Annotated in this window: 8 protein-coding genes; 7 read left to right on the top strand and 1 reads right to left on the bottom strand. The window is 45.8% G+C overall.

Annotated elements, in window-relative coordinates; genetic code table 11:
• Nucleotides 1–290 precede the first annotated feature (290 nt).
• The 6 genes from guaA to AC59IL_RS33535 all read left to right on the top strand — a co-directional run bounded on the left by guaA (nt 291) and on the right by AC59IL_RS33535 (nt 10,761).
• Nucleotides 291–1,853, top strand: coding sequence for a glutamine-hydrolyzing GMP synthase (gene guaA / locus AC59IL_RS33560; protein WP_496556633.1), 1,563 nt, complete (start codon nt 291–293; stop codon nt 1,851–1,853).
• Between the two features lie 141 nt (nt 1,854–1,994).
• Complete coding sequence (locus tag AC59IL_RS33555; protein ID WP_496556632.1) at nt 1,995–3,173, top strand: type 1 periplasmic-binding domain-containing protein; 1,179 nt, start codon at nt 1,995–1,997, stop codon at nt 3,171–3,173.
• Between the two features lie 137 nt (nt 3,174–3,310).
• Nucleotides 3,311–4,327 carry a ligase-associated DNA damage response exonuclease gene (locus tag AC59IL_RS33550; protein WP_496556631.1) on the top strand — a complete coding sequence of 339 codons (1,017 nt, stop codon included), beginning with the start codon at nt 3,311–3,313 and terminating at the stop codon, nt 4,325–4,327.
• An 88-nt stretch (nt 4,328–4,415) separates the two neighbouring features.
• Nucleotides 4,416–6,059, top strand: a complete 1,644-nt coding sequence (locus AC59IL_RS33545) for an ATP-dependent DNA ligase (RefSeq protein WP_496556630.1) — start codon at nt 4,416–4,418, stop codon at nt 6,057–6,059.
• A 201-nt stretch (nt 6,060–6,260) separates the two neighbouring features.
• Complete coding sequence (locus AC59IL_RS33540) at nt 6,261–7,643, top strand: c-type cytochrome (RefSeq protein ID WP_496556629.1); 1,383 nt, start codon at nt 6,261–6,263, stop codon at nt 7,641–7,643.
• A 325-nt stretch (nt 7,644–7,968) separates the two neighbouring features.
• Entirely contained in the window at nt 7,969–10,761 is a 2,793-nt protein-coding gene (locus AC59IL_RS33535) for a T9SS type A sorting domain-containing protein (protein WP_496556628.1), read from the top strand.
• 55 nt (nt 10,762–10,816) lie between these two features.
• On the opposite strand, the gene AC59IL_RS33530 is transcribed toward AC59IL_RS33535, so the two are convergent.
• A complete protein-coding gene (locus AC59IL_RS33530) occupies nt 10,817–12,418 on the bottom strand; it encodes a T9SS type A sorting domain-containing protein (protein ID WP_496556627.1) in 1,602 nt (533 codons plus the stop codon).
• Between the two features lie 618 nt (nt 12,419–13,036).
• Between AC59IL_RS33530 and AC59IL_RS33525 the strand changes: the two genes are divergently transcribed.
• Nucleotides 13,037–22,865, top strand: a 9,829-nt coding sequence (locus tag AC59IL_RS33525) for a beta strand repeat-containing protein (protein ID WP_496556626.1), incomplete at its 3' end; no start/stop codon positions are given.

Here is a 22,865-nt window from a genome sequence, read left to right as displayed (position 1 = left end):
CGAAGAATATCAAAATGTTACACATCGATCCCCGGCCCCTTACAGGAAAGGCGCCCGGATAACCAGCAGGACGTGAATGGTAAAGTTTTTCCAGTACTAAGAAAAATACGGGAAGGACGCCACGGAAACGGCATTTTCAGGAGGATAACCCACAGATAAGCCAGAGATAACCCAGTGATAAACCACTTCTTTAAAGATATGGGTTATTTATAGATCATATATGGGTTAAGTGTAGGTTATGCATATTCATCATACAAATCGAATAAACGTTTAAAATCCTGGTTCTGACAATGGGCCGTTTTTTTTACCTTCGCACCACCATGACGGAAAAGATTCTTATTCTCGATTTCGGCAGTCAGTATACTCAATTGATTGCCAGGGCCGTCCGGGAGGCCAGAGTTTATTGCGAAATAATTCCCTACCACAAAAAAGTTGAATTTGATCCTTCACTGAAAGGCATAATCCTGTCGGGTTCGCCCTTTTCGGTAAACGATCCCAATGCACCGGAAGTAGATGTAAAAGCACTGAACAGCCAGTTGCCTGTATTAGGGGTTTGCTACGGCGCCCAGTTAACGGCCAAACAATATGGCGGACAGGTAGCCAAAAGTAACAAACGCGAGTATGGCCGCGCCCTGATGCACAGGACAACCGACGATGTTTTACTGAAAGACGTAATGGAACAGTCGCAGGTGTGGATGAGCCACAGCGATTCGGTGCTGCAAATGCCCACCGGATTTGAGGTGCTGGCCACTACCGACAGCATTCCCTTTGCAGCCTTCAAAAAGAATGGCGAAGCAAAACCGCTGTATTGTGTACAGTTTCACCCCGAAGTATACCACTCGGTAGAAGGCAAAAAAATTGTAAAGAACTTTCTTGTAAATATTTGCGGTTGTTCGCAGAACTGGACGCCCGCGCACTTTATCACCGACACTGTAGCCGCCCTGAAAAAACAGATCGGCGACCGGAAAGTGATCATGGCATTGAGCGGCGGTGTTGATTCAACCGTGGCAGCCACTTTAATACACAAAGCCATCGGCGATAACCTGTCGGGCATTTTTGTCGACAATGGTGTGCTGCGTAAAAATGAATTTGAACAGGTATTGGAAACCTACAAAACCATTGGCCTGAATGTAAAAGGCGTAGATGCCAAACAATTGTTTTACGATGAGCTGAGTGGTAAAACAGATCCTGAAGCCAAACGCAAAACCATCGGCCGCCTGTTTATTGAAGTGTTTCAGCAGGAAGCAAAAAAAGTACAGGGTTTTGAACTGTTGGGCCAGGGCACCATTTACCCCGACGTTATTGAAAGCGTTTCGGTACACGGTCCTTCGGTTACCATCAAATCGCATCATAATGTGGGCGGCTTACCCGATATCATGCACCTTGAGCTGGTTGAACCTTTACGATTTTTATTTAAAGATGAAGTGCGCCGTGTAGGTCATGAGCTGGGTATTCCCGGCGAATTGTTACATCGTCATCCTTTCCCCGGCCCCGGTTTAGCCATTCGCATATTGGGCGAAATCACGCCCGAAAAAGTGCATTTGCTGCAGGAAGCCGATCACCGCTATGTACAGGGATTAAAAGAACATAATTTATACGACCAGGTTTGGCAGGCAGGTGCTATTTTGTTGCCGGTAAAAAGTGTTGGCGTAATGGGCGACGAAAGAACGTATGAATACACCGTGGCTTTACGTGCGGTAACTTCGGTAGATGGCATGACGGCCGACTGGGCTCACCTTCCTTACGAATTTTTGGCACATATTTCGAACGATATCATCAACAACGTTAAAGGCATCAACCGGGTGGTGTACGATATTAGCAGCAAACCGCCTGCAACGATCGAATGGGAGTAAACGTCTTTGTGTTACAGGCCGGTTCACAATAAGTTACCGGTTACCGGTTGTTCCGCTATGGCGGAATAACCGGTAACATGAATTTAAGGGTGCTTAAACTACAGGACCACAATCAAAACAATAGCACATAAAGCATTCCCTATGACGAAAAAATGGATCGTATTAATACTAACTTTTCTTGCTCTGGTTACAGTAGTACCTGTATTTTCACAAATAACAGCCGATACTACCCGCCAACACATTGCGATATTTACTCCACTGTATCTCGATTCAACTTTTGATGCAGCCGGTAATTACCGGTACGATAATAAAACTTTTCCCCGCCAGGCCAGTGCCGGATTAGAGTTTTGGGAAGGCGCCGAACTGGCTATAGATTCATTAAAAAGCGAAGGTGTTCAACTCGATATTCATGTGTACGACACCAAAGTTGCACCGCTGCGAATGGATTCAATTCTGACGAGCGAAGAGTTCAAAAAAATGAACCTGATCATCGGACATGTAAATTTAAATGAAGCGGCAAAGCTGGCGCGGGTGGCTGCAACCATGGATATTCCATTTATCAATGCCAATTATCCCAACGATGCAGGCGTTACCAATAATCATAATTATGTTATTTTGAACCCTACCCTGCCAACGCATTGTGTGGCTATTTACAGGTTCCTGCAAAAGAATTACTCCTTATCTGATATCATATTCTTTCGTAAAAAAGGCGAAGACCGGCTGAGAAACTACTTTGCCGATTTTGAAAAAACCACCGCCGTAAAGCTGAAGATAAAATACATTACACTCCCGGATAACTTCACATCAGATCAACTGTCGGTTTACCTCGACGAAGAAAAACCCAACATTTGTATCGCCGGCAGCCTCGATGCCAACTTTGCTCAAACGCTTTGTCAGCAACTGGCTTCGTTAAGTACTGCCGGAAGGCCCAATGTTGTGATAGGTATGCCTACCTGGGATGTAATTGACTTTGAAAAATCGCAGTTCAAAAATCTTGAAATAGTTTACAGTACGCCGTTTTATGTAGCGCCAACCGGCAAACTCGCCGCATCGGTGTACGAAGATTTTAAATCAACTTTTTATTCACGTCCGTCGGATATGGTTTTCCGTGGTTTTGAAACACTGTATCATTTTGCTCATTTGTTAAAGCTGTATGGTAAAAACCTCGGCTCAAGTATGAGCGATAAAAAATACATGCTCTTCGGCGAATTTGATATTCAACCCGTGATCAATAAACAAACCACCACCCTCGATTACTTCGAAAACAAAAAACTGTATTTCGTAAGAAAGGCCGATGGAGTGGTGAAAACGGTGCAATAGGTCAATGGTGAATGGTCAATGGTGAATAAAATACTGCACGATATAGATGTGCCACACTTTCGAAGTGTGGCACATCTTTTTTAGCCCTACTTGTGTTTTCCCTGTGCCTTGAAACCTGAAACCTGTAACTTGTCTCTATGCCTTTAATCGAGTTCACCAATAAGGGACTGTATTGTGCGGCCGGCAACTTTTACATAGATCCCTGGCAACCGGTTCAAAAAGCAGTGATCACCCATGCACACAGCGATCATGCACGCTTTGGCAGCGATGCATATTTATGTCATACCGATACATTGCCCCTGCTACAATTACGGTTAGGCCACAATAACTATCAAACGGCAGGCTGGAATGAAAAGATATACCTGAACGAAGTAATAGTATCATTACATCCTGCCGGACATATCATTGGTTCATCACAGGTGCGCATCGAATACAAAGGCGAAGTTTGGGTGGTAAGCGGCGATTATAAAACCGAAGCCGATGGCATCAGTGGTACGTTTGAACCTGTACCCTGCAACACATTCATCACCGAATCAACTTTCGGATTACCTATTTACAACTGGAAGCCACAGCACACTATTTTTCATGATATACAAAACTGGATACGCAGCAATGAAGTGGCCGGCAAAACATCGGTATTAATTGCCTATAGTTTGGGCAAGGCGCAACGGGTATTAAATGCAGTAGCAGCAATAACCACAAACATTTTTGTACACGGCGCCATTTACAATGTACACCAGGCACTCACGCAGGCAGGCTTTGCATTGCCCGCCGTAAAACGCATTACACCGGAAATTGCAAAAGATGATTATAAAGGCAGCGTGGTAATTGCACCACCTTCGGCCGATGGAAGTGTATGGATGCGCCGCTTTACCCCCTACAGCGTCGGTATATGCAGTGGCTGGATGCAGGTGCGCGGGCATCAGCGCCGCCGTAATGCCGATGCCGGTTTTGCCCTTAGCGATCATGCCGACTGGAATGGCTTGTTACAGGCGGTAAAAGCAACCGGGGCACAAAAAGTGTATGTTACGCATGGGTTTCAATCGGCTTTCAGCCGTTACCTGAATGAACAGGGCATTGAAGCGGCAGAAGTGAAAACGGAGTTTGGAAATGAAGATGAAGAAGACCAATTATCTAATGTGATAATTAGCTAATATGCTAATGAAAGAGGCATTTGGTTTTCCATTAGCAAATTAGCGCATTGGCTAATTAGCACATTTGATTCAGCACAGTATCAAATACATGAAAGAGTTCGCACAATTATTGTTCTCTTTAAGTGCCTCCACAAAAACAAACGACAAGTTGGAGGCGCTGGCCAGGTATTTTACGCAAGCCAATGAAAAAGACAAGGTGTGGGTGATAGCGCTGTTCAGCGGACGCCGGCCACGCCGCACCGTTAGTGGCAACCAGCTCGCCGCCTGGTGCACCGAACTGATCAACCTGCCGGCGTGGTTGTTTGCCGAATGCTATCATACAGTAGGCGATTTGTCGGAAACCATCGCTTTACTCATACCTGAAAAAGAGGTTTCTTACTCCCTCCCGATCCCGATGCATCGGGAGGAGGGTTGGGGGCAGGCCGGCGCCGGCAAACCGCTTCATTATTACGTTGAAAAGTTCCTGCACCTTGAGCAGGCAACAGAGCAGGAAAAGAAAACATTCATTCTGCAATCGTGGCTCGAACTCAGCAGCCGCGAACGGTTTGTATTCAACAAACTATTATCAGGCGCCTTTCGCGTAGGAGTATCACAAAAATTAATGGTGAATGCATTGGCCAAAACGGTTCAACTGGAACCCAATGTTATTGCACATCGCATCAGCGGTAACTGGGATCCATCTACTACTTCATTCGATGAATTGCTAAGCGAACAGGCAACACATGTAGATTTTTCAAAGCCCTACCCTTTTTATCTCGCCTATGCACTGGAAGATACGTTAAATGAGTTGGGTGATCCGGCCGACTGGCAGGCTGAATGGAAATGGGATGGCATACGCGGCCAGGTGATCAAAAGAAATGATCAGCTGTTTGTATGGAGCCGTGGCGAAGACCTGATCACCGATAAGTTTCCGGAGTATGCCATACTGCAAAACAAATTGCCGAATGGCGTAGTGATCGACGGAGAAATATTGCCTTATAAAGACGAACAGGTGCTGAACTTTAATGTACTGCAAACCCGCATCGGCCGTAAGAACATTACCAAAAAACATCTGCAGGAAGCGCCTGTTGGTTTGTTTGCCTACGACCTGCTTGAATTAAACGGTGAAGATATTCGTCACCTTGCTTTATCCGAACGAAGAGCCGCACTGGAAAGCCTCATTATATCCATGCAATTGCCGTTTCTGCAATTGAGTCCTATTGTTACGTTCACCGGTTGGGATGAGCTGACAACCATTCGCGAACAAAGCCGCAGTATCAACAGCGAAGGACTGATGCTGAAAAGAAAATCCTCGGCCTATCTTGTTGGCCGCCGCCGTGGCGATTGGTGGAAATGGAAGATCGATCCGCTTACCATTGATGCTGTAATGGTATATGCACAAAAAGGAGCCGGCCGGCGCAGCAACCTGTATACCGATTATACATTTGCCGTGAAAGATGGCGATAAACTGGTTCCTTTTACCAAAGCCTATTCAGGATTAACCGACAAAGAATTTGCACAGGTAGATGCATTTGTAAAAAAGAACTCACTCGAAAAGTTTGGCCCTGTGCGCACTGTAAAACCCGAACTGGTATTTGAAATAGCGTTTGAAGGTATTGCCGCCAGCAACCGGCACAAATCAGGTGTTGCCTTACGTTTTCCCCGCATCAGCCGCTGGCGAACCGACAAAAAAGCAGATGAGATCAATACGTTGGAGGATCTTAAGAAAATGCTGGAGCAATATGGAAAATAGCTACAGTTCGTGGTTTACGGTTTATAGTTTGTGGTTATCTCGCGGTCCGGACATTCACTTTTTCATTTTTAATTCTTCATTTTTCATTTCTCATTAACATTCCCACGCTTCATTCTCATTTCATTCACTTCATCATTCAACATTCTTCTGTTCAATATTCGTAATTCAGGATTTCGTAATTTAGGGTAGAAATTCCTGCGAATGAATAAATGGATCGTATTGATGCTCATTGCGATGAGTGGGGTGGCGTTTGCCCAAGTGTTATCTAATGGCGAATATGAGCCCGTTCCAATTCCGCCCAGTGTTCAACGTACCGGCGGTGATGCACAAAAAGGTTATGAATACCTGACCACCGGTGATTACGTAAAAGGCGGCATTCCCTACAACACTTTTATAATGGGGTTGGGTAAAAACAAAACCAATTACCTCGAACGCGACGGAAAAAATGCCAACATATCGCACGAATACACAGCAGTAACCGCATCCAATGGCGAGGTGCTGGTAGCGCCCAATTGCATGCAATGCCATGCCCAGGTATTTGATAACAAGCTGATAATGGGACTGGGCAATACGTTTATCGACTTTACCGAAAATGAAAAGCTGAATGTAAAGAACCTGAAGCTGGTCGAAAACATGCTGAAGCTTTCGGCTCCGCATAAATACAAAGCAGCCAAACCATTTTTGGATGTAGCCAAAACCATTAGTCCCTGGCTCATTACAGATATACGCGGTGTAAATGCGGCCGACCGGCTGGCTGCGGTGCTGGCGGCACATCGCGATCCCGTAACATTTAAATGGAATGCCGAAGTGCAGCTCGACATTCCCGGGGGCGTAATACCATCTGATGTACCACCATGGTGGTTGCTGAAGAAAAAAAATGCCATGTTCTATAATGGATTTGGCCGCGGCGATTTCGGGCGGTTTTTAATGGCATCCAATCTGCTTACGGTAAACGACACTGCCGAATCGCACGAAGTAGATACCCATATGCCCGATCTGCTGGCGTACATTTATTCATTACAGCCGCCTAAGTATCCAAAAGAAATAAATACAGAATTGGCGAAACAGGGAGAAACCGTATTTATAAAAAGCTGTTCCAAATGCCATGGTACATATGGCGCCAATGACAAATACCCCAATTTGTTAATTCCGGAAGCTGTTATTCAAACAGACTCATTTTTATTCAAGAATAATTATTCAAGTCCGCAGTTTGTAAACTGGTTCAATCAAAGCTGGTTTACCACGGGCGATCATCCGGCCCGTTTGGAACCATTCAAAGGTTATATTGCTCCACCGCTCGACGGCATCTGGGTAACGGCGCCTTATCTGCATAATGGTTCTGTACCAACACTTGAAGCATTACTGAATACCGATCTTCGTCCAAAATACTGGTCGCGCGATTTCGACAAACCCGAATACGATTACGAAAAGCTGGGGTGGAAATACACCAAAGAAGAAAAGCCCGGAGGCAAATTCATTTACAACACCGATTTACAGGGTTATGGTAATTATGGTCACACTTATGGCAATAAATTAACCGACAAAGAACGAAAAGCGGTGATTGAGTATTTGAAAACGTTGTAGAAATCCCTGAGCGTCCTGAGCGAAGTCGAAGGATCGAAGGGGCCTTAAAAGACATCGAGCGTAGTCGGGATGTTCAAACCGTGGCACGGCTAAAAAAAATTTAAACTATTTTTCCCGATTCACTCCCGCCGGTTACTAACAGATCCATCCTTACAATAACATATTACTACTTCCTGCGTAAAAAAGCAGTATATACCAGGGCAACCATGCACGGTTTGTCTACCGGCGCACTTACAATTTAACTTTTACAGCCTCGTTTGTTCCTATTCCCGAATCGCCTGTTCATCATGGTGAACAAGGATCTTCTACCCTAAATTATTTTCATATGATCCGAATACCCTTAACCATTATTTGTTTTATTCTATTGAGCATTAATAGGTCATTGGCTCAATGTCCTGCACCTGTTGCATTAGCCATTACGTCTGTTACAACAACCGAAAGCAGGTGCCAGTCGTCGGGCACTGCCACAGTAACTGCTTCGGGAGGCAGTGTACCATATACTTACAGTATTATTTCAGGACCTGTGCTGGCTTCACCACAATTATCGAATGTATTTCAATCACTGTCGGCAGGCAACTATGTTGTACAGGTAACAGATAACTGCAATACCAGTATAACCACGAATTTTTCTGTTAGCGGCTCCTATGCAGTTCCACAGTTAATTACTACCCCGCAATCACCATCCTGTCCCGGCGGAAACGATGGTTCCATAAAAATTGATGTAACCAATGGCCGGCAACCTTTTTTGTATTCATTGATCAGTCCTTCACCTGTTACAGCCGGTCCGCAAACAGGCAATATGTTCACCGGCTTGCGCGCCGGCACCTATACCTGTAGGGTTACAGATTCGTGCGGCAACTTTCAAACACGAACGGTAACGATATCCGATGGAAGCGCGGGCAGCCTCTCAATCGCAAGAGAAGAGTTACAATATGTAGCATGCGATTCTTTCGCTATACCTTATTACCTGTTATTAAACACTGCTTCCGATATAAAACCGCCTTACACCGTCACGTTAACCAAACCCGACAACACAACCATCACCCACATTATAAATTCTACTTCAAATTATATAACAGACACCATTCGCTTTCGCTACCATCATATTGCAGGTGCCCCATCGGGCGATTTGTATTCAATAAAAGCAACCAATAACTGTGGAGCTGCCGGCATTTCCAATGGCGCTATGAGTGTGCTTGACATGAACGTTTCCTCATCCGCCCTTACCGGTTGCAGCCGGCAAAACACTTATACATTCGACGCCTATAAAGATAATGGCTCCGGAACGCTGTACCACCTGCATTGTAACACTATTACATATACGTTGATTAACCCTTCGGGCGTGGTATTGGCAACACAAACCAATAATTCAGCGTTTTCAGGATACGCTGCCGGTAGCGGATACAAAGTAATTCGTGAAGACTGCTGTAAAAAAGATACGCTGCAATTCGACTGGACAGAAGCGCCAACTTTAAAGATAAACGCCCGATTATTACGTCAATCAGATGTTTGTAAAGAAGGAACAACATCTGAACTGCTGCTGTTCAATAAAAATTCACAGGGAGATATTATTATTGCATCGGGGCCAACTGCTGTTACATTTATAGATGGCACCGTGCACAACTATTCCTGGCCCGATACTATAAAAAACATAAAATTCAATACCTATGGAACCTCGGTGAATGCTTTTTCAGCAGGCACCTATAAACTGATCGTTATGGATACCTGCGGCGAAAAAGACAGCATTACTTTTTCTGTAACTGCATCTCAAACACGGCATGCTGAATTTACAGCCATCCTGAAAAAAGGTTGCACCAATGCCAATACAATTTTATTGAATGCTGTTTCAAACGACAATCCTTCACCCTGGTTCGCCGATGCAACAATAACTGTTAATCAAATTAAAAATACCGGTATTTTCATATCACCCTATAATGATTCCGTGGTTAACCTTTCATCGGGAACATACTATATAAACTATGCTTATAATTCCGCGCTTGGTAATCCTGATGCATACCTGAAGAATATGAGTACCTATGGTTGTGATGTTATCAAAGACACGATCATTATTTCGGCCTATACACAACCTGTGTTTGATCCATCGGCAGCTATAGCCGTGTGCGGTTCAACCCGCAATGCAGCGCTGCTGCCCGATACTACCCGTGGCGTTTCGCCTTACCAGTACCAGATAACTGCCGGTCCTGTTACACAACCACCACAATTGAGCCCGGTATTCGCCAATCTGAGTCCGGGAATTTATACCTTCCTGATGTCAGATGCCTGTGCAAACAGTTATTCAAGCAATATAACCGTTAATTCACTCACCATGCCGAAACTGGTTACCACAGGCAACACCTGTGAAGGACAGGCAGCCACGCTTACATTTCCGGCAAGTCCTTTTTATAATTATACATGGCAGCGCCCGAATGGAAGCATAAGCACCGGCAACACGCTCACCATTAACCCGGTAATGCATTCAGATGCAGGCATCTATAGAATATCAGTAACAAGCGCATTGGGCGGATGCACCGATAATCAAACCAATACCTATACTTTACAATTGTGTTCGCAGGTAGTACCACTACCTTTAACGCTGTTGAACTTCACTATTAGCCCTGAGGGAGATTACCAGGTTTTAAAATGGCAAACAGCTGATGAACAAAACACCAGTTATTTTATTACACAGCGAAGCGCCGATGCCTCACATTTTGTACCTATACAGCGTGTCACTGCATTGGGAGATGCTCATAACACCTATTCGGCTATCGACCGGCAGCCTTTAGCCGGAACTTCATACTACAGATTACAAATGACAGATACGGATGGGAAAACCACCTATAGTAAAATAATAACTGCGCATAATGCAACAGCGCATAGGCCGGATGTTTATCCACGGCTGATCACAAATGAATCACACGTTACAGTTTCTTATCCTGCAGCTACACAGAGCGCCTTTATACAGGTAGTGGGTGCAGAGGGCACAATATGGCTTACTCAACCGGTTGCCAAAGGTTCAGTACAAACCAATATTGATGTACAAAAGTTTACTAAAGGAAATTATCTGATCGTGATTGTAAACAATGGCATACGAACAGCAATACAGGTGATGAAAGAATAAAAAAGCAGCCCCGCCAAAAGGCGGGAACTGCATGTGCAAAATAACCCCCGTAACATCATTTAGTCAGTTTGTGAAATGTTGTATGATCGCCTGCCTGTATGCACGCCACATAAACGCCGGGAAGCAATGATGATAAATTTCCAACGACAATGGTGTTACGGCCGGTGAGTCCTTGTTGTTGAAGCGTTTTCACCATTCTGCCGCCTGCATCGTACAGCATTATCCGAATCATTACGGCGCTTTGTAACTGCAAACTGATTTGCAGGTTATCGGTAAAGGGATTGGGGAATACCTGTGTAGCCGGGTTCGTGGTATTCCCTGTTTTTACCAGCACTACATTACTGTAATAAATTGTTCCATCAACGGCAGTTTCCCTGATACGGTAAAACAGTGTGCCCGTTTCACTGGTGTAATGCGTGTACTGGTAACTGGAGGTTTGGTTATTGATGCCTGCGGCCGCCATCTCGCCTGCTGTGACAAAGGTTTGGCCATCGCGGCTATATTCAATGGTAAAGGAACGGGCATTTGATTGGGCATACGCATACCAGTAAAGCTGAACCTGGTTATGCTGGTACACTGCCTGAATGGCCGAAATTTGAAGTGGTAAAATACTGCAAACATCGGGGTTAGCCATTGAAGCTGTATAGGTTGATGTATCGGCTGCCACCAGGCTGCTATTTACCGTAAGGTTAGAAGTGGTACCCGAAATAGTTTGGTTAACTACCAATTGCTGGCTGGCGCTTTTTCCCGTAACAGAACTGTTATTAGTCACACTGCCTGCAATATGCAAACTGCCATTACCCGTTAATTGAGAATTGTTACTTAAAGATCCTTTCACCCGAAGTTGGGCATTGCTGTTATTAATAAGCACCTTATTTGAATTGTTGGTAAATGCGCCGCCAACCGTAAAAAGACCTTCATTACGAATATTTGTGGAGCTTGAAACACTGCCTGAAAAGGTCATCCAGGCAAGGTTTACGATCGAATCGCCCGAATTGATATTATTGGAGCTGCCTTTAAATACTGCTTTATACTGATTATAAAATAAGCCCGAAGAATTAAAGTTGCCTGCTACAGTTACCCTACCCCGGTTATTGATGGTAGAACCGCTGCTGGTGTTGAGATCACCGGTAAAATTCAAAATGCCGTTGTTTAAAATAACACCGCTGGAATTTACATTGGTACTTGTGCTAAAGGTCATGGTACCGCACGCGGTATTCGAAACAGTGATGGCATTGTTCTGGTTCCAGTTGCTTAGCCAGGTAAAGCTGCCGCTATTGGTAATAGCGGCGCCATTGCTAAGAGAAATATTATTAAGATTTACGGTGCCGTTATTAGTAAGAGTGCCCGCAAAATTATTAGCTGTAGACGGTGCGAGTGTGCCACCCGTTTGAACCTGAATGGCAGAACCATTATTAGCCGTAAGGTTACCGGTATAATTTCCACCGTTCACGACCACCATGGTTGAGCCGTTATTCAATTGAATGTTTCCGCTAAATGAAGTGGAGATGCAAATGGTTTGTCCGTTAGTGTATGTACCTGCAGCATTGCTAAAGCTGCCGGCCGGACATTGGGCGTTTGCCCGATGGGCAACAAAAGCCACTATATTTATAACCAATATCGTTACAATATTGGGGGTACGAAAACAGCGTTTCATTTGTACGGAGGTTGGGGGTTGCCTCACTATTCGCCAAACTGGGGCCAGATTAAAAAAAGAAGTATCTGATGATCAATTATATATAAACTATAATATTTAAGCGGCTGGCTACATCCTAATTAGAATCATTTAATTGAATGGCAAAAAACGCTTATACGAAAAGGAAAAACCTTTAGCAAAGTGTACATATTTCCGGCTACGGGAATATTCTTTCCATAAATGGGACGAAAAAATATTAACCAATTCCCCCTAACAACAAAATTGACTTCTATCAATTTAAAGAATGCCCTACCCACAGGCGTTGCACATGAAAAAAAAACCACATACCTTAACGTTACATTTCACTCATTCTCTTCATCCTATTAGCTGAAAAAAACATCCTCTTTCTACTAAAAAACCACCAGGTTATTCTTTGATCAACCGTTCGCTGTAACCCAGATTTTTAATTCAGGTTTTGCTTGAAACGGTTCGCAGTAGCAAATCACTGAATATAGTTTCAAGGAACACGCTTAAGAACATACCAAATTGATTTACACGCATTAATTGCCGTGGCGCGGAGTATATACATATTCCGGCAGGGTAGTTTATGCACCCTAAACATTCCTAAACCACTCCAAAATGAACTGTTTTTTACGCTTAATGGTATCGGTAAAGGTTAGTTGTATTATTGCTCTGTTGCAGATGCGATTATTTTTACGCTTTGCTTTGAAACAGCTGCCCACACTGATCTTGTTAGTATTCATTGCATCAATAGCGCAACAAAGTTTTGGGCAACAAACCCAAACTTTTACTACTTCCGGGACTTTTACAGTACCGGCGGGCGTAACAAGTATCACAGTTGAATGTTGGGGCGGTGGTGGCAAAGGAGGCACCGTGAATGCTTCAAATGTAGGTGGCGGTGGCGGTGGCGGTGCTTATGCCAAAAAAGTGGTCACAGTAACGCCAGGGAACACATACACCGTAACGGTTGGAGCAGGTAGTAGTACAACAGCAGCAGGTGGTAGTTCCTGGTTCATAGATAACACTACCGTTTTAGCTGTTGGGGGCAACAGTGTTGCTGATAATAGTACTACCGGTGCATCAGGAGGCTCTGCTGCCAGTAGTATAGGTAGTACAACATTTAGTGGTGGTAGCGGGGCAAGCGGATCAGGTAATAACCCAGGAGGAGGTGGCTCATCAGCCGGAACAGCAGCTAATGGAGGTAATGGTAGTGGCAGTACCGGAGGAACAGCACCAACCGGCGGTGGAGCGGGTGGAAGTGGGGCTTCAGGTAATAATCCTGGCACAAACGGAAGTACTCCGGGTGGCGGAGGGGGTGGCGCCAGAACTAATAATACCACAACACAAAATGGTGGTAGCGGTGCAAATGGGCAGGTGATACTTACATATAATTGTTCTGTTTTCAGTTTAATATCTACTTCAGCTTCATCTCCTGTTTGTCCAGGCAATACTTCCACCTTAACGCTTTCATCTCCCACTCTTACAACCGGTACTTATACCGTTACTTATAATTTAAGCGGGGCCAATACCACTACAGGCTCCACAGCCACAATGACTGTATCCTCTGCAGGTTCAGGTAGTTTTACCACATCCGCATTGGCCAATTCGGGTACTACATCGGTTACTATTACAAATATTGCATCCGGCGCTTGTACAAATACCATTAGCGCTAATAATGCAGCCTCAATTACAGTAACTGTACCTACAGGTTCTGCCTCTCCACAATCCATTTGCAGCGGGGGAACCACCAGCGTTGCTTTAAATTCAACAGTATCAGGAACAACATTCACCTGGACAGCAGCCGTTCAAAGCGGCACGATCACAGGCTTTGCAAACTGTACAACCGGGTGCGGAACTACCATTTCCCAAACACTAACCAATACTGCCACCACAGCAGGGGTTGTACGCTATACGGTTACGCCAACCGCCAACGGATGTACGGGCAGCACATTTACGGTTGATGTAACCGTGAATCCTTTACCTCAGGGAAGTCTGAGTGGCAATACCATCTGTACAGGCGGCCAGGGACAACTGACCTTTACTGCCACAAGCGGTACAGGTCCGTATACGGTGGTTTATAGTACCGGCGGAAACAATTTTACCGCGAACAACGTAAGTTCGGGAACACCATTTAATGTAGCAGCGAATCCTTCTTCTACTACCAGCTACACATTGGTGTCTGTCACCGGCAATAATAGCTGTGCAAGAACAACAGGGTTTACAGGGGCCTCAGCCACCGTTACCGTCAATACACCTCCATCCATTTCCTCCGGACCAGCCAGTCAAACGGTTTGCAGCGGCAACACAGCTAATTTTTCGATTACAGCTACAGGTTCGGGGCTCTCTTATCAGTGGCAGGTCAGCACAGATGGCATTAGCTTTAGTAATGTTTCCACGGGAACAGGCGGAACTACGGCCAGCTATACTACAGCGGCCACAACCGCTTCGGATAACGGTAAGCAATATCACGTAATTGTAACCGGCACATGTACTCCTTCAGCTACTTCTTCAGCAGCAACACTCACAGTACACCAAAGTATTTCCATCACCTCACACCCCTCTGATCAAACAGTATGTAGCGGTAGCTCAGTTAATTTTTCTGTAGCTACTACGGGAAATAACCAAACATACCAATGGCGCAAGGGGACTTCCAATCTTTCAGATGGCGGAAATATTTCCGGAACAAATACAGCCACCTTAACCATCAGCAATGTTGGCACGTCAGATGCAGCAACTAATTACAATTGCGTAATATCCAATGCATGCGGATCTGTAACTTCAAACAATGCAACCTTAACAGTAAATATCATCGTCACTCCATCGGTGACGATTGCCCAAACCGCAGGCACCAACCCAACCTGCGCCGGAAGCCCGGTAACCTTTACGGCTACCGCAGGCAATACCAGAGGTGGCACAGTAACTTACAACTTTAAGGTGGATGGCGCCAGTGTGCAAAACAGCACCTCCAACACTTACAATACCTCATCACTGGCTTCGGGCCCGCACACAATAACCTGCGATATCAGCATAAGCGGTGGAAACTGTTTGACAACCACTACAGCCACTACAGCTACAGGAGCGACTATCACCATAAATGCTACAACAGCTATTACCTCGCAGTCAATGGATGATCCTACGTATTGCGAGAACGCAACTCCTGCGGCTTTATCAGTAACGGCAACGGGCACCAATTTAACTTACCAGTGGTACAGCAATGCAACAGCTTCAAATGCAGGAGGTACATTAATAAGCGGCGCTACTTCATCAAGCTTAACCCCATCTACCACCACAGCGGGTACAACTTACTATTATGTTGTTGTTAGTGGCGATTGCGGAACGGTAACAAGTACGGTGTCGGATGGAATAACAGTTCAACCACCACCGGCAGCAGATATCAATGGCAACACCACTATTTGCAATGGCAGTTCTGCAACCATTAATTTCACTGGCTCAGCCAATGCGCGAATTACCTACAATATTAATGGTTCGGGCAGCTTTACCATTGATTTGGATGGAACCGGCAATGCTTCTTTGAATACCGGATCTTTAACATCCACTACAACATATAACCTGGTAAGTGTTGCTTATACAGATGGGGCAAATTGCAGCGCATCCGCCAGCGGAAATGCCACTGTAACCGTAGCCGACAACACTGCACCAGTGGTGCATACACAGGATGTAACCATTTATCTGGATGCAACCGGACACGGCTCGATAACAACTGCACAAATCAACAATGGTTCAACCGATAATTGCGGTATACAGAACCTGTCGCTCGATAAAACCAGCTTTGATTGCAGCAATATTGGTCCCAACACCGTGACCTTAACAGCAACCGATGGCAGTAGCAACAGCGCATCGGCAACAGCAATTGTAACTGTAGCTGATAATACGGCACCGGTAGTGCATACGCAGGATGTAACCATTTATCTGGATGCAACAGGGCATGCTTCTGTGACAACTGCCCAGGTAAATAATAACTCAACCGATAATTGCGGCATCACCAACCTGTCGCTGGATAAGAGCAGTTTTGATTGTAGTAATCTTGGTCCCAACACTGTGACCTTAACGGCAGCCGATGGCAGCACCAACAGTGCCTCTGCAACAGCAACTGTAACTGTAGCCGATAATACGGCACCGGTAGTGCATACACAGGATGTAACCATCTATCTCGATGCAACAGGACACGGCTCGATAACAACCGCCCAAATCAACAATGGTTCTACCGATAATTGCGGTATACAGAATCTGTTGCTCGATAAGACGGGCTTTGATTGCAGCAATATTGGTCCCAACACTGTGACCTTAACTGCAACTGATGGCAGCACCAACAGTGCCTCTACAACAGCAACGGTAACTGTAGCTGATAATACGGTACCGGTTGTGCATACACAGGATGTAACCATTTATCTGGATGCAACAGGACACGGCTCGATAACAACTGCACAAATCAACAATGGTTCTACCGATAATTGCGGCATACAGAATCTGTCGCTCGATAAGACCAGCTTTGATTGCAGCAATATCGGTCCCAACACCGTGACCTTAACCGCAACAGATGGCAGCACCAACAGTGCCTCTGCATCGGCAACGGTAACCGTAGCCGACAACACTGTACCAGTGGTGCATACGCAGGATATCATTATTTATCTCGATGCAACAGGATATGCATCGATAACAACCGCCCAGGTGAATAGTGGTTCTACCGATAATTGCGGTATCACCAATCTGTCGCTGGATAAGACCAACTTTGATTGCAGTAATATTGGTCCCAACACTGTGACCTTAACCGCAACCGATGGCAGCACCAACCACGCATCGGCAACAGCAACTGTAACCGTAGCTGACAATACTGTACCTGTTGTGCATACACAGGATGTAACCATCTATCTGGATGCAACAGGACATGCAGCTATAACAACTGCCCAGGTGAATAATGGTTCAACCGATAATTGCGGTATCGCCAACCTGTCGCTTGATAAGAGCAGTTTTGATTGTAGTAATCTTGGTCCCAACACTGTGACCTTAACTGCAACGGATGGCAGTAGCAACAGCGCCTCGGCAACGGCAACGGTAACCGTAGCCGACAACACTGTACCAGTCGTGCATACACAGGATGTAACCATTTATCTGGATGCAACAGGACACGCTTCGATAACAACTGCACAAATCAACAATGGTTCTACCGATAATTGCGGTATACAGAATCTGTCGCTCGATAAGACCAGCTTTGATTGCAGCAATATCGGTCCAAACACCGTGACCTTAACTGCAACAGACGGCAGCAGCAACCACGCATCGGCAACAGCAACTTTAACTGTAGCCGATAATACCGTACCAGTCGTGCATACGCAGAATATCACGATCTACCTCGACGCAACAGGACATGCTGTCTTAACAACGGCCCAGGTGAACAATGGTTCTACTGATAATTGCGGTATTCAAAACCTGTCGCTTGATAAAACAGACTTTGATTGCAGCAATATTGGTCCCAACACCGTGACCTTAACTGCAACAGATGGCAGCAGCAACAGCGCATCGGCAACAGCAATTGTAACTGTAGCTGATAATACGGTACCAGTGGTGCATACACAGGATATAACCATCCATCTCGATGCAACAGGACACGGCTCGATAACCACCACACAAATCAACAACGGTTCTACCGATAATTGCGGCATACAGAATCTGTCGCTCGATAAGACCAGCTTTAATTGCAGCAATATTGGTCCCAATACCGTTACTTTAACCGCAACAGATGGCAGCAACAACAGCGCATCGGCAACAGCAACTGTAACCGTAGCTGATAATTCCGTACCTGTCGTGCATACGCAGAATATCACCATCTATCTGGACGCAACAGGACATGCTGCCATAACAACTGCCCAGGTGAACAATGGTTCTACCGATAATTGCGGCATCACTAACCTGTCGCTTGATAAGACCAACTTTGATTGCAGCAATATTGGTCCCAACACCGTGACCTTAACTGCAACCGATGGCAGCACTAACAGTGCCTCGGCAACGGCAACTGTAACTGTGGCCGACAACACTGTACCAGTGATGCATACGCAGGATGTAACTATTTATCTCGATGCGACAGGACACGCTTCGGTGACAACGGCACAGATCAACAATAACTCAACCGATAATTGCAGCATCACCAATTTGTCGCTCGATAAGACCAGCTTTGATTGCAGCAACATCGGTCCCAACACAGTTACTTTAACCGCAACAGACGGAAGCACCAACAGCGCCTCAGCAACGGCAACGGTAACCGTAGCTGATAATACGGCACCGGTAGTACATACACAGGATGTAACCATTTATCTGGATGCAACAGGACATGCAGCTATAACATCTACCCAGATCAACAATAACTCAACCGATAATTGTGGCATCGCCAACCTGTCGCTCGATAAGACCAACTTTGATTGCAGCAACATCGGTCCCAACACCGTGACCTTAACAGCAACCGATGGCAGCACCAACAGTGCCTCTGCAACAGCAACGCTAACCGTAGCTGATAATACTGCGCCGGTGGTGCATACGCAGAATATCACGATCTACCTCGACGCAACAGGACATGCTGCCATAACAACTGCCCAGGTGAACAATGGTTCTACCGATAATTGCGGTATCCAGAATCTGTCGCTCGATAAGAGCAGCTTTGATTGCAGCAACATCGGTCCAAACACCGTTACTTTAACTGCAACAGATGGCAGCAGCAACAGCGCCTCAGCAACAGCAACTGTAACCGTAGCTGATAATACGGCACCGGTAGTGCATACGCAGGATGTAACCATTTATCTGGATGCAACAGGGCATGCTTCTGTGACAACTGCCCAGGTAAATAATAACTCAACCGATAATTGCAGCATTGCCAACCTGTCGCTCGATAAGCCCAGCTTTGATTGCAGTAACATTGGCCCCAACACAGTTACCTTAACCGCAACAGACGGAAGCACCAACAGCGCCTCAGCAACGGCAACTGTAACCGTAGCTGACAATACTGTACCTGTTGTGCATACACAGGATGTAACCATTTATCTGGATGCAACAGGGCATGCAGCTATAACATCTACCCAGATCAACAATAACTCAACCGATAATTGCGGCATCACCAATTTGTCGCTCGATAAGACCGACTTTGATTGCAGCAATATTGGTTCCAATACCGTGACGTTAACTGCAACAGATGGTAGCACCAACAGTGCCTCGGCAACAGCAACGGTAACTGTAGCTGATAATACGGCACCGGTTGTGCATACGCAGAATATCACGATCTACCTCGATGCAACAGGACACGGCTCGATAACCACCACACAAATCAACAACGGTTCTACCGATAATTGCGGCATCACTAACCTGTCGCTCGATAAGAGCAGCTTTGATTGCAGTAATCTTGGTCCCAACACCGTTACTTTAACTGCAACAGATGGCAGCAGCAACAGCGCCTCAGCAACAGCAACTGTAACCGTAGCTGATAATACGGCACCGGTAGTGCATACGCAGGATGTAACCATTTATCTGGATGCAACAGGGCATGCTTCTGTGACAACTGCCCAGGTAAATAATAACTCAACCGATAATTGCAGCATTGCCAACCTGTCGCTCGATAAGCCCAGCTTTGATTGCAGTAACATTGGCCCCAACACAGTTACCTTAACCGCAACAGACGGAAGTACCAACAGCGCCTCAGCAACGGCAACGGTAACCGTAGCTGATAATACGGCACCGGTAGTACATACACAGGATGTAACCATTTATCTGGATGCAACAGGGCATGCAGCTATAACATCTACCCAGATCAACAATAACTCAACCGATAATTGCGGCATCACCAATTTGTCGCTCGATAAGACCGACTTTGATTGCAGCAATATTGGTTCCAATACCGTGACCTTAACTGCAACAGATGGTAGCACCAACAGTGCCTCGGCAACAGCAACGGTAACTGTAGCTGATAATACGGCACCGGTTGTGCATACGCAGAATATCACGATCTACCTCGATGCAACAGGACACGGCTCGATAACCACCACACAAATCAACAACGGTTCTACCGATAATTGCAGCATTGCCAACCTGTCGCTTGATAAGAGCAGCTTTGATTGCAGCAATATTGGTCCCAATACTGTGACCTTAACTGCAACGGATGGCAGCAACAACAGCGCATCGGCAACGGCAACTGTAACCGTAGCTGATAATTCCGTACCAGTCGTGCACACACAGGATGTAACTATTTATCTCGATGCAACAGGACATGCATCGATAACAACTACCCAGATCAACAATAATTCAACTGACAATTGCGGTATTCAAAACCTGTCTCTCGATAAGACCAGCTTTGATTGCAGCAATATTGGTCCAAACACTGTGACCTTAACGGCAGCCGATGGCAGCACCAACAGTGCCTCGGCAACGGCAACGGTAACCGTAGCTGATAATACGGCACCGGTAGTACATACACAGGATGTAACCATTTATCTGGATGCAACAGGACATGCAGCTATAACAACTACCCAGATCAACAATAACTCTACCGATAATTGTGGCATCGCCAACCTGTCGCTCGATAAGACCAACTTTGATTGCAGCAACATCGGTCCCAACACCGTGACCTTAACAGCAACCGATGGCAGCAGCAACAGCGCCTCGGCAACGGCAACGGTAACCGTAGCCGACAACACGGTACCAGTCGTGCATACACAGGATGTAACCATTTATCTGGATGCAACAGGACACGCTTCGATAACAACTGCACAAATCAACAATGGTTCAACCGATAATTGTGGCATCGCCAACCTGTCGCTCGATAAGACCAGCTTTGATTGCAGCAATATTGGTCCCAACACCGTTACTTTAACCGCAACAGATGGCAGCAGCAACAGCGCCTCAGCAACAGCAACTGTAACCGTAGCTGATAATACGGCACCGGTAGTGCATACGCAGGATGTAACCATCTATCTGGATGCAACAGGACACGCTTCGATAACAACTGCACAAATCAACAATGGTTCAACCGATAATTGCGGCATTCAAAACCTGTCGCTTGATAAGTCTGATTTTGATTGCAGCAATATCGGTCCCAACACCGTGACCTTAACCGCAACCGATGGCAGCAGCAACAGCGCATCGGCAACAGCAACTGTCACCGTAGCCGACAACACGGTACCAGTGGTACATACGCAGGATGTAACTATTTATCTGGATGCAACAGGACATGCAGCCATAACCACTGCACAGATCAACAATAATTCAACTGACAATTGCGGTATTCAGAATCTGTCGCTCGATAAGAACAGCTTTGATTGCAGCAATATTGGTTCCAATACCGTGACGTTAACTGCAACAGATGGTAGCACCAACAGTGCCTCGGCAACAGCAACGATAACTGTAGCTGATAATACGGCACCGGTTGTGCATACGCAGAATATCACGATCTACCTCGATGCAACAGGACACGGCTCGATAACCGCCACACAAATCAACAACGGTTCTACCGATAATTGCGGCATCACTAACCTGTCGCTCGATAAGAGCAGCTTTGATTGCAGTAATCTTGGTCCCAACACCGTGACCTTAACTGCAACAGATGGCAGCAGCAACAGTGCATCAGCAACGGCAACGGTGACTGTAGCTGATAATACTGTACCTGTTGTGCATACGCAGGATATCACTATTTACCTCGATGCAACAGGACACGGTTCGATAACAACTGCACAAATCAACAACGGTTCTACCGATAATTGCGGCATACAGAATCTGTCGCTCGATAAGACCAGCTTTGATTGCAGCAATATTGGTCCCAATACCGTGACCTTAACTGCAACAGATGGCAGCACCAACAGCGCCTCTGCAACGGCAACGGTAACCGTAGCCGACAACACGGTACCAGTTGTGCATACACAGGATGTAACCATTTATCTGGATGCAACAGGACATGCAGCTATAACAACTACACAAATCAACAACGGTTCTACCGATAATTGCGGCATTGCCAACCTGTCGCTCGATAAGACCGACTTTGATTGCAGCAATATTGGTCCCAATACCGTGACCTTAACTGCAACAGATGGCAGCACCAACAGCGCCTCGGCAACGGCAACTGTAACTGTAGCCGATAATACAGCGCCAGTGGTGCATACACAGGATGTAACCATTTATCTGGATGCAACAGGACACGCTTTGGCAACAACCGCTCAGGTGAATAATGGCTCTACCGATAATTGCGGTATCGCTAACCTGGCGCTTGATAAGACCAGTTTTGATTGCAGTAATATTGGTCCCAACACTGTGACCTTAACTGCAACGGATGGCAGCACCAACAATGCATCAGCAACAGCAACGGTAACTGTAGCCGACAACACTGCCCCTGTTGTGCATACACAGGATGTAACTATTTATCTGGATGCAACAGGACATGCAGCTATAACAACCACAC

Source organism: Niastella sp. sgz303648 (genome assembly GCF_059587045.1).
Note: the sequence above shows the minus strand (reverse complement) of the source record. Positions and strands in the feature narration are given on the sequence as shown.

What these genes read in the sequence shown, in the direction of transcription:
- AC59IL_RS33550 (WP_496556631.1), top strand. Translation starts at nt 3,311, where the DNA reads ATGCCTTTAATCGAGTTCACCAATAAGGGACTGTATTGTGCGGCCGGC.
- AC59IL_RS33540 (WP_496556629.1), top strand. Translation starts at nt 6,261, where the DNA reads ATGAATAAATGGATCGTATTGATGCTCATTGCGATGAGTGGGGTGGCG.
- AC59IL_RS33555 (WP_496556632.1), top strand. Translation starts at nt 1,995, where the DNA reads ATGACGAAAAAATGGATCGTATTAATACTAACTTTTCTTGCTCTGGTT.
- AC59IL_RS33535 (WP_496556628.1), top strand. Translation starts at nt 7,969, where the DNA reads ATGATCCGAATACCCTTAACCATTATTTGTTTTATTCTATTGAGCATT.
- AC59IL_RS33545 (WP_496556630.1), top strand. Translation starts at nt 4,416, where the DNA reads ATGAAAGAGTTCGCACAATTATTGTTCTCTTTAAGTGCCTCCACAAAA.
- AC59IL_RS33530 (WP_496556627.1), bottom strand. Translation starts at nt 12,418, where the DNA reads ATGAAACGCTGTTTTCGTACCCCCAATATTGTAACGATATTGGTTATA.
- guaA (WP_496556633.1), top strand. Translation starts at nt 291, where the DNA reads ATGGGCCGTTTTTTTTACCTTCGCACCACCATGACGGAAAAGATTCTT.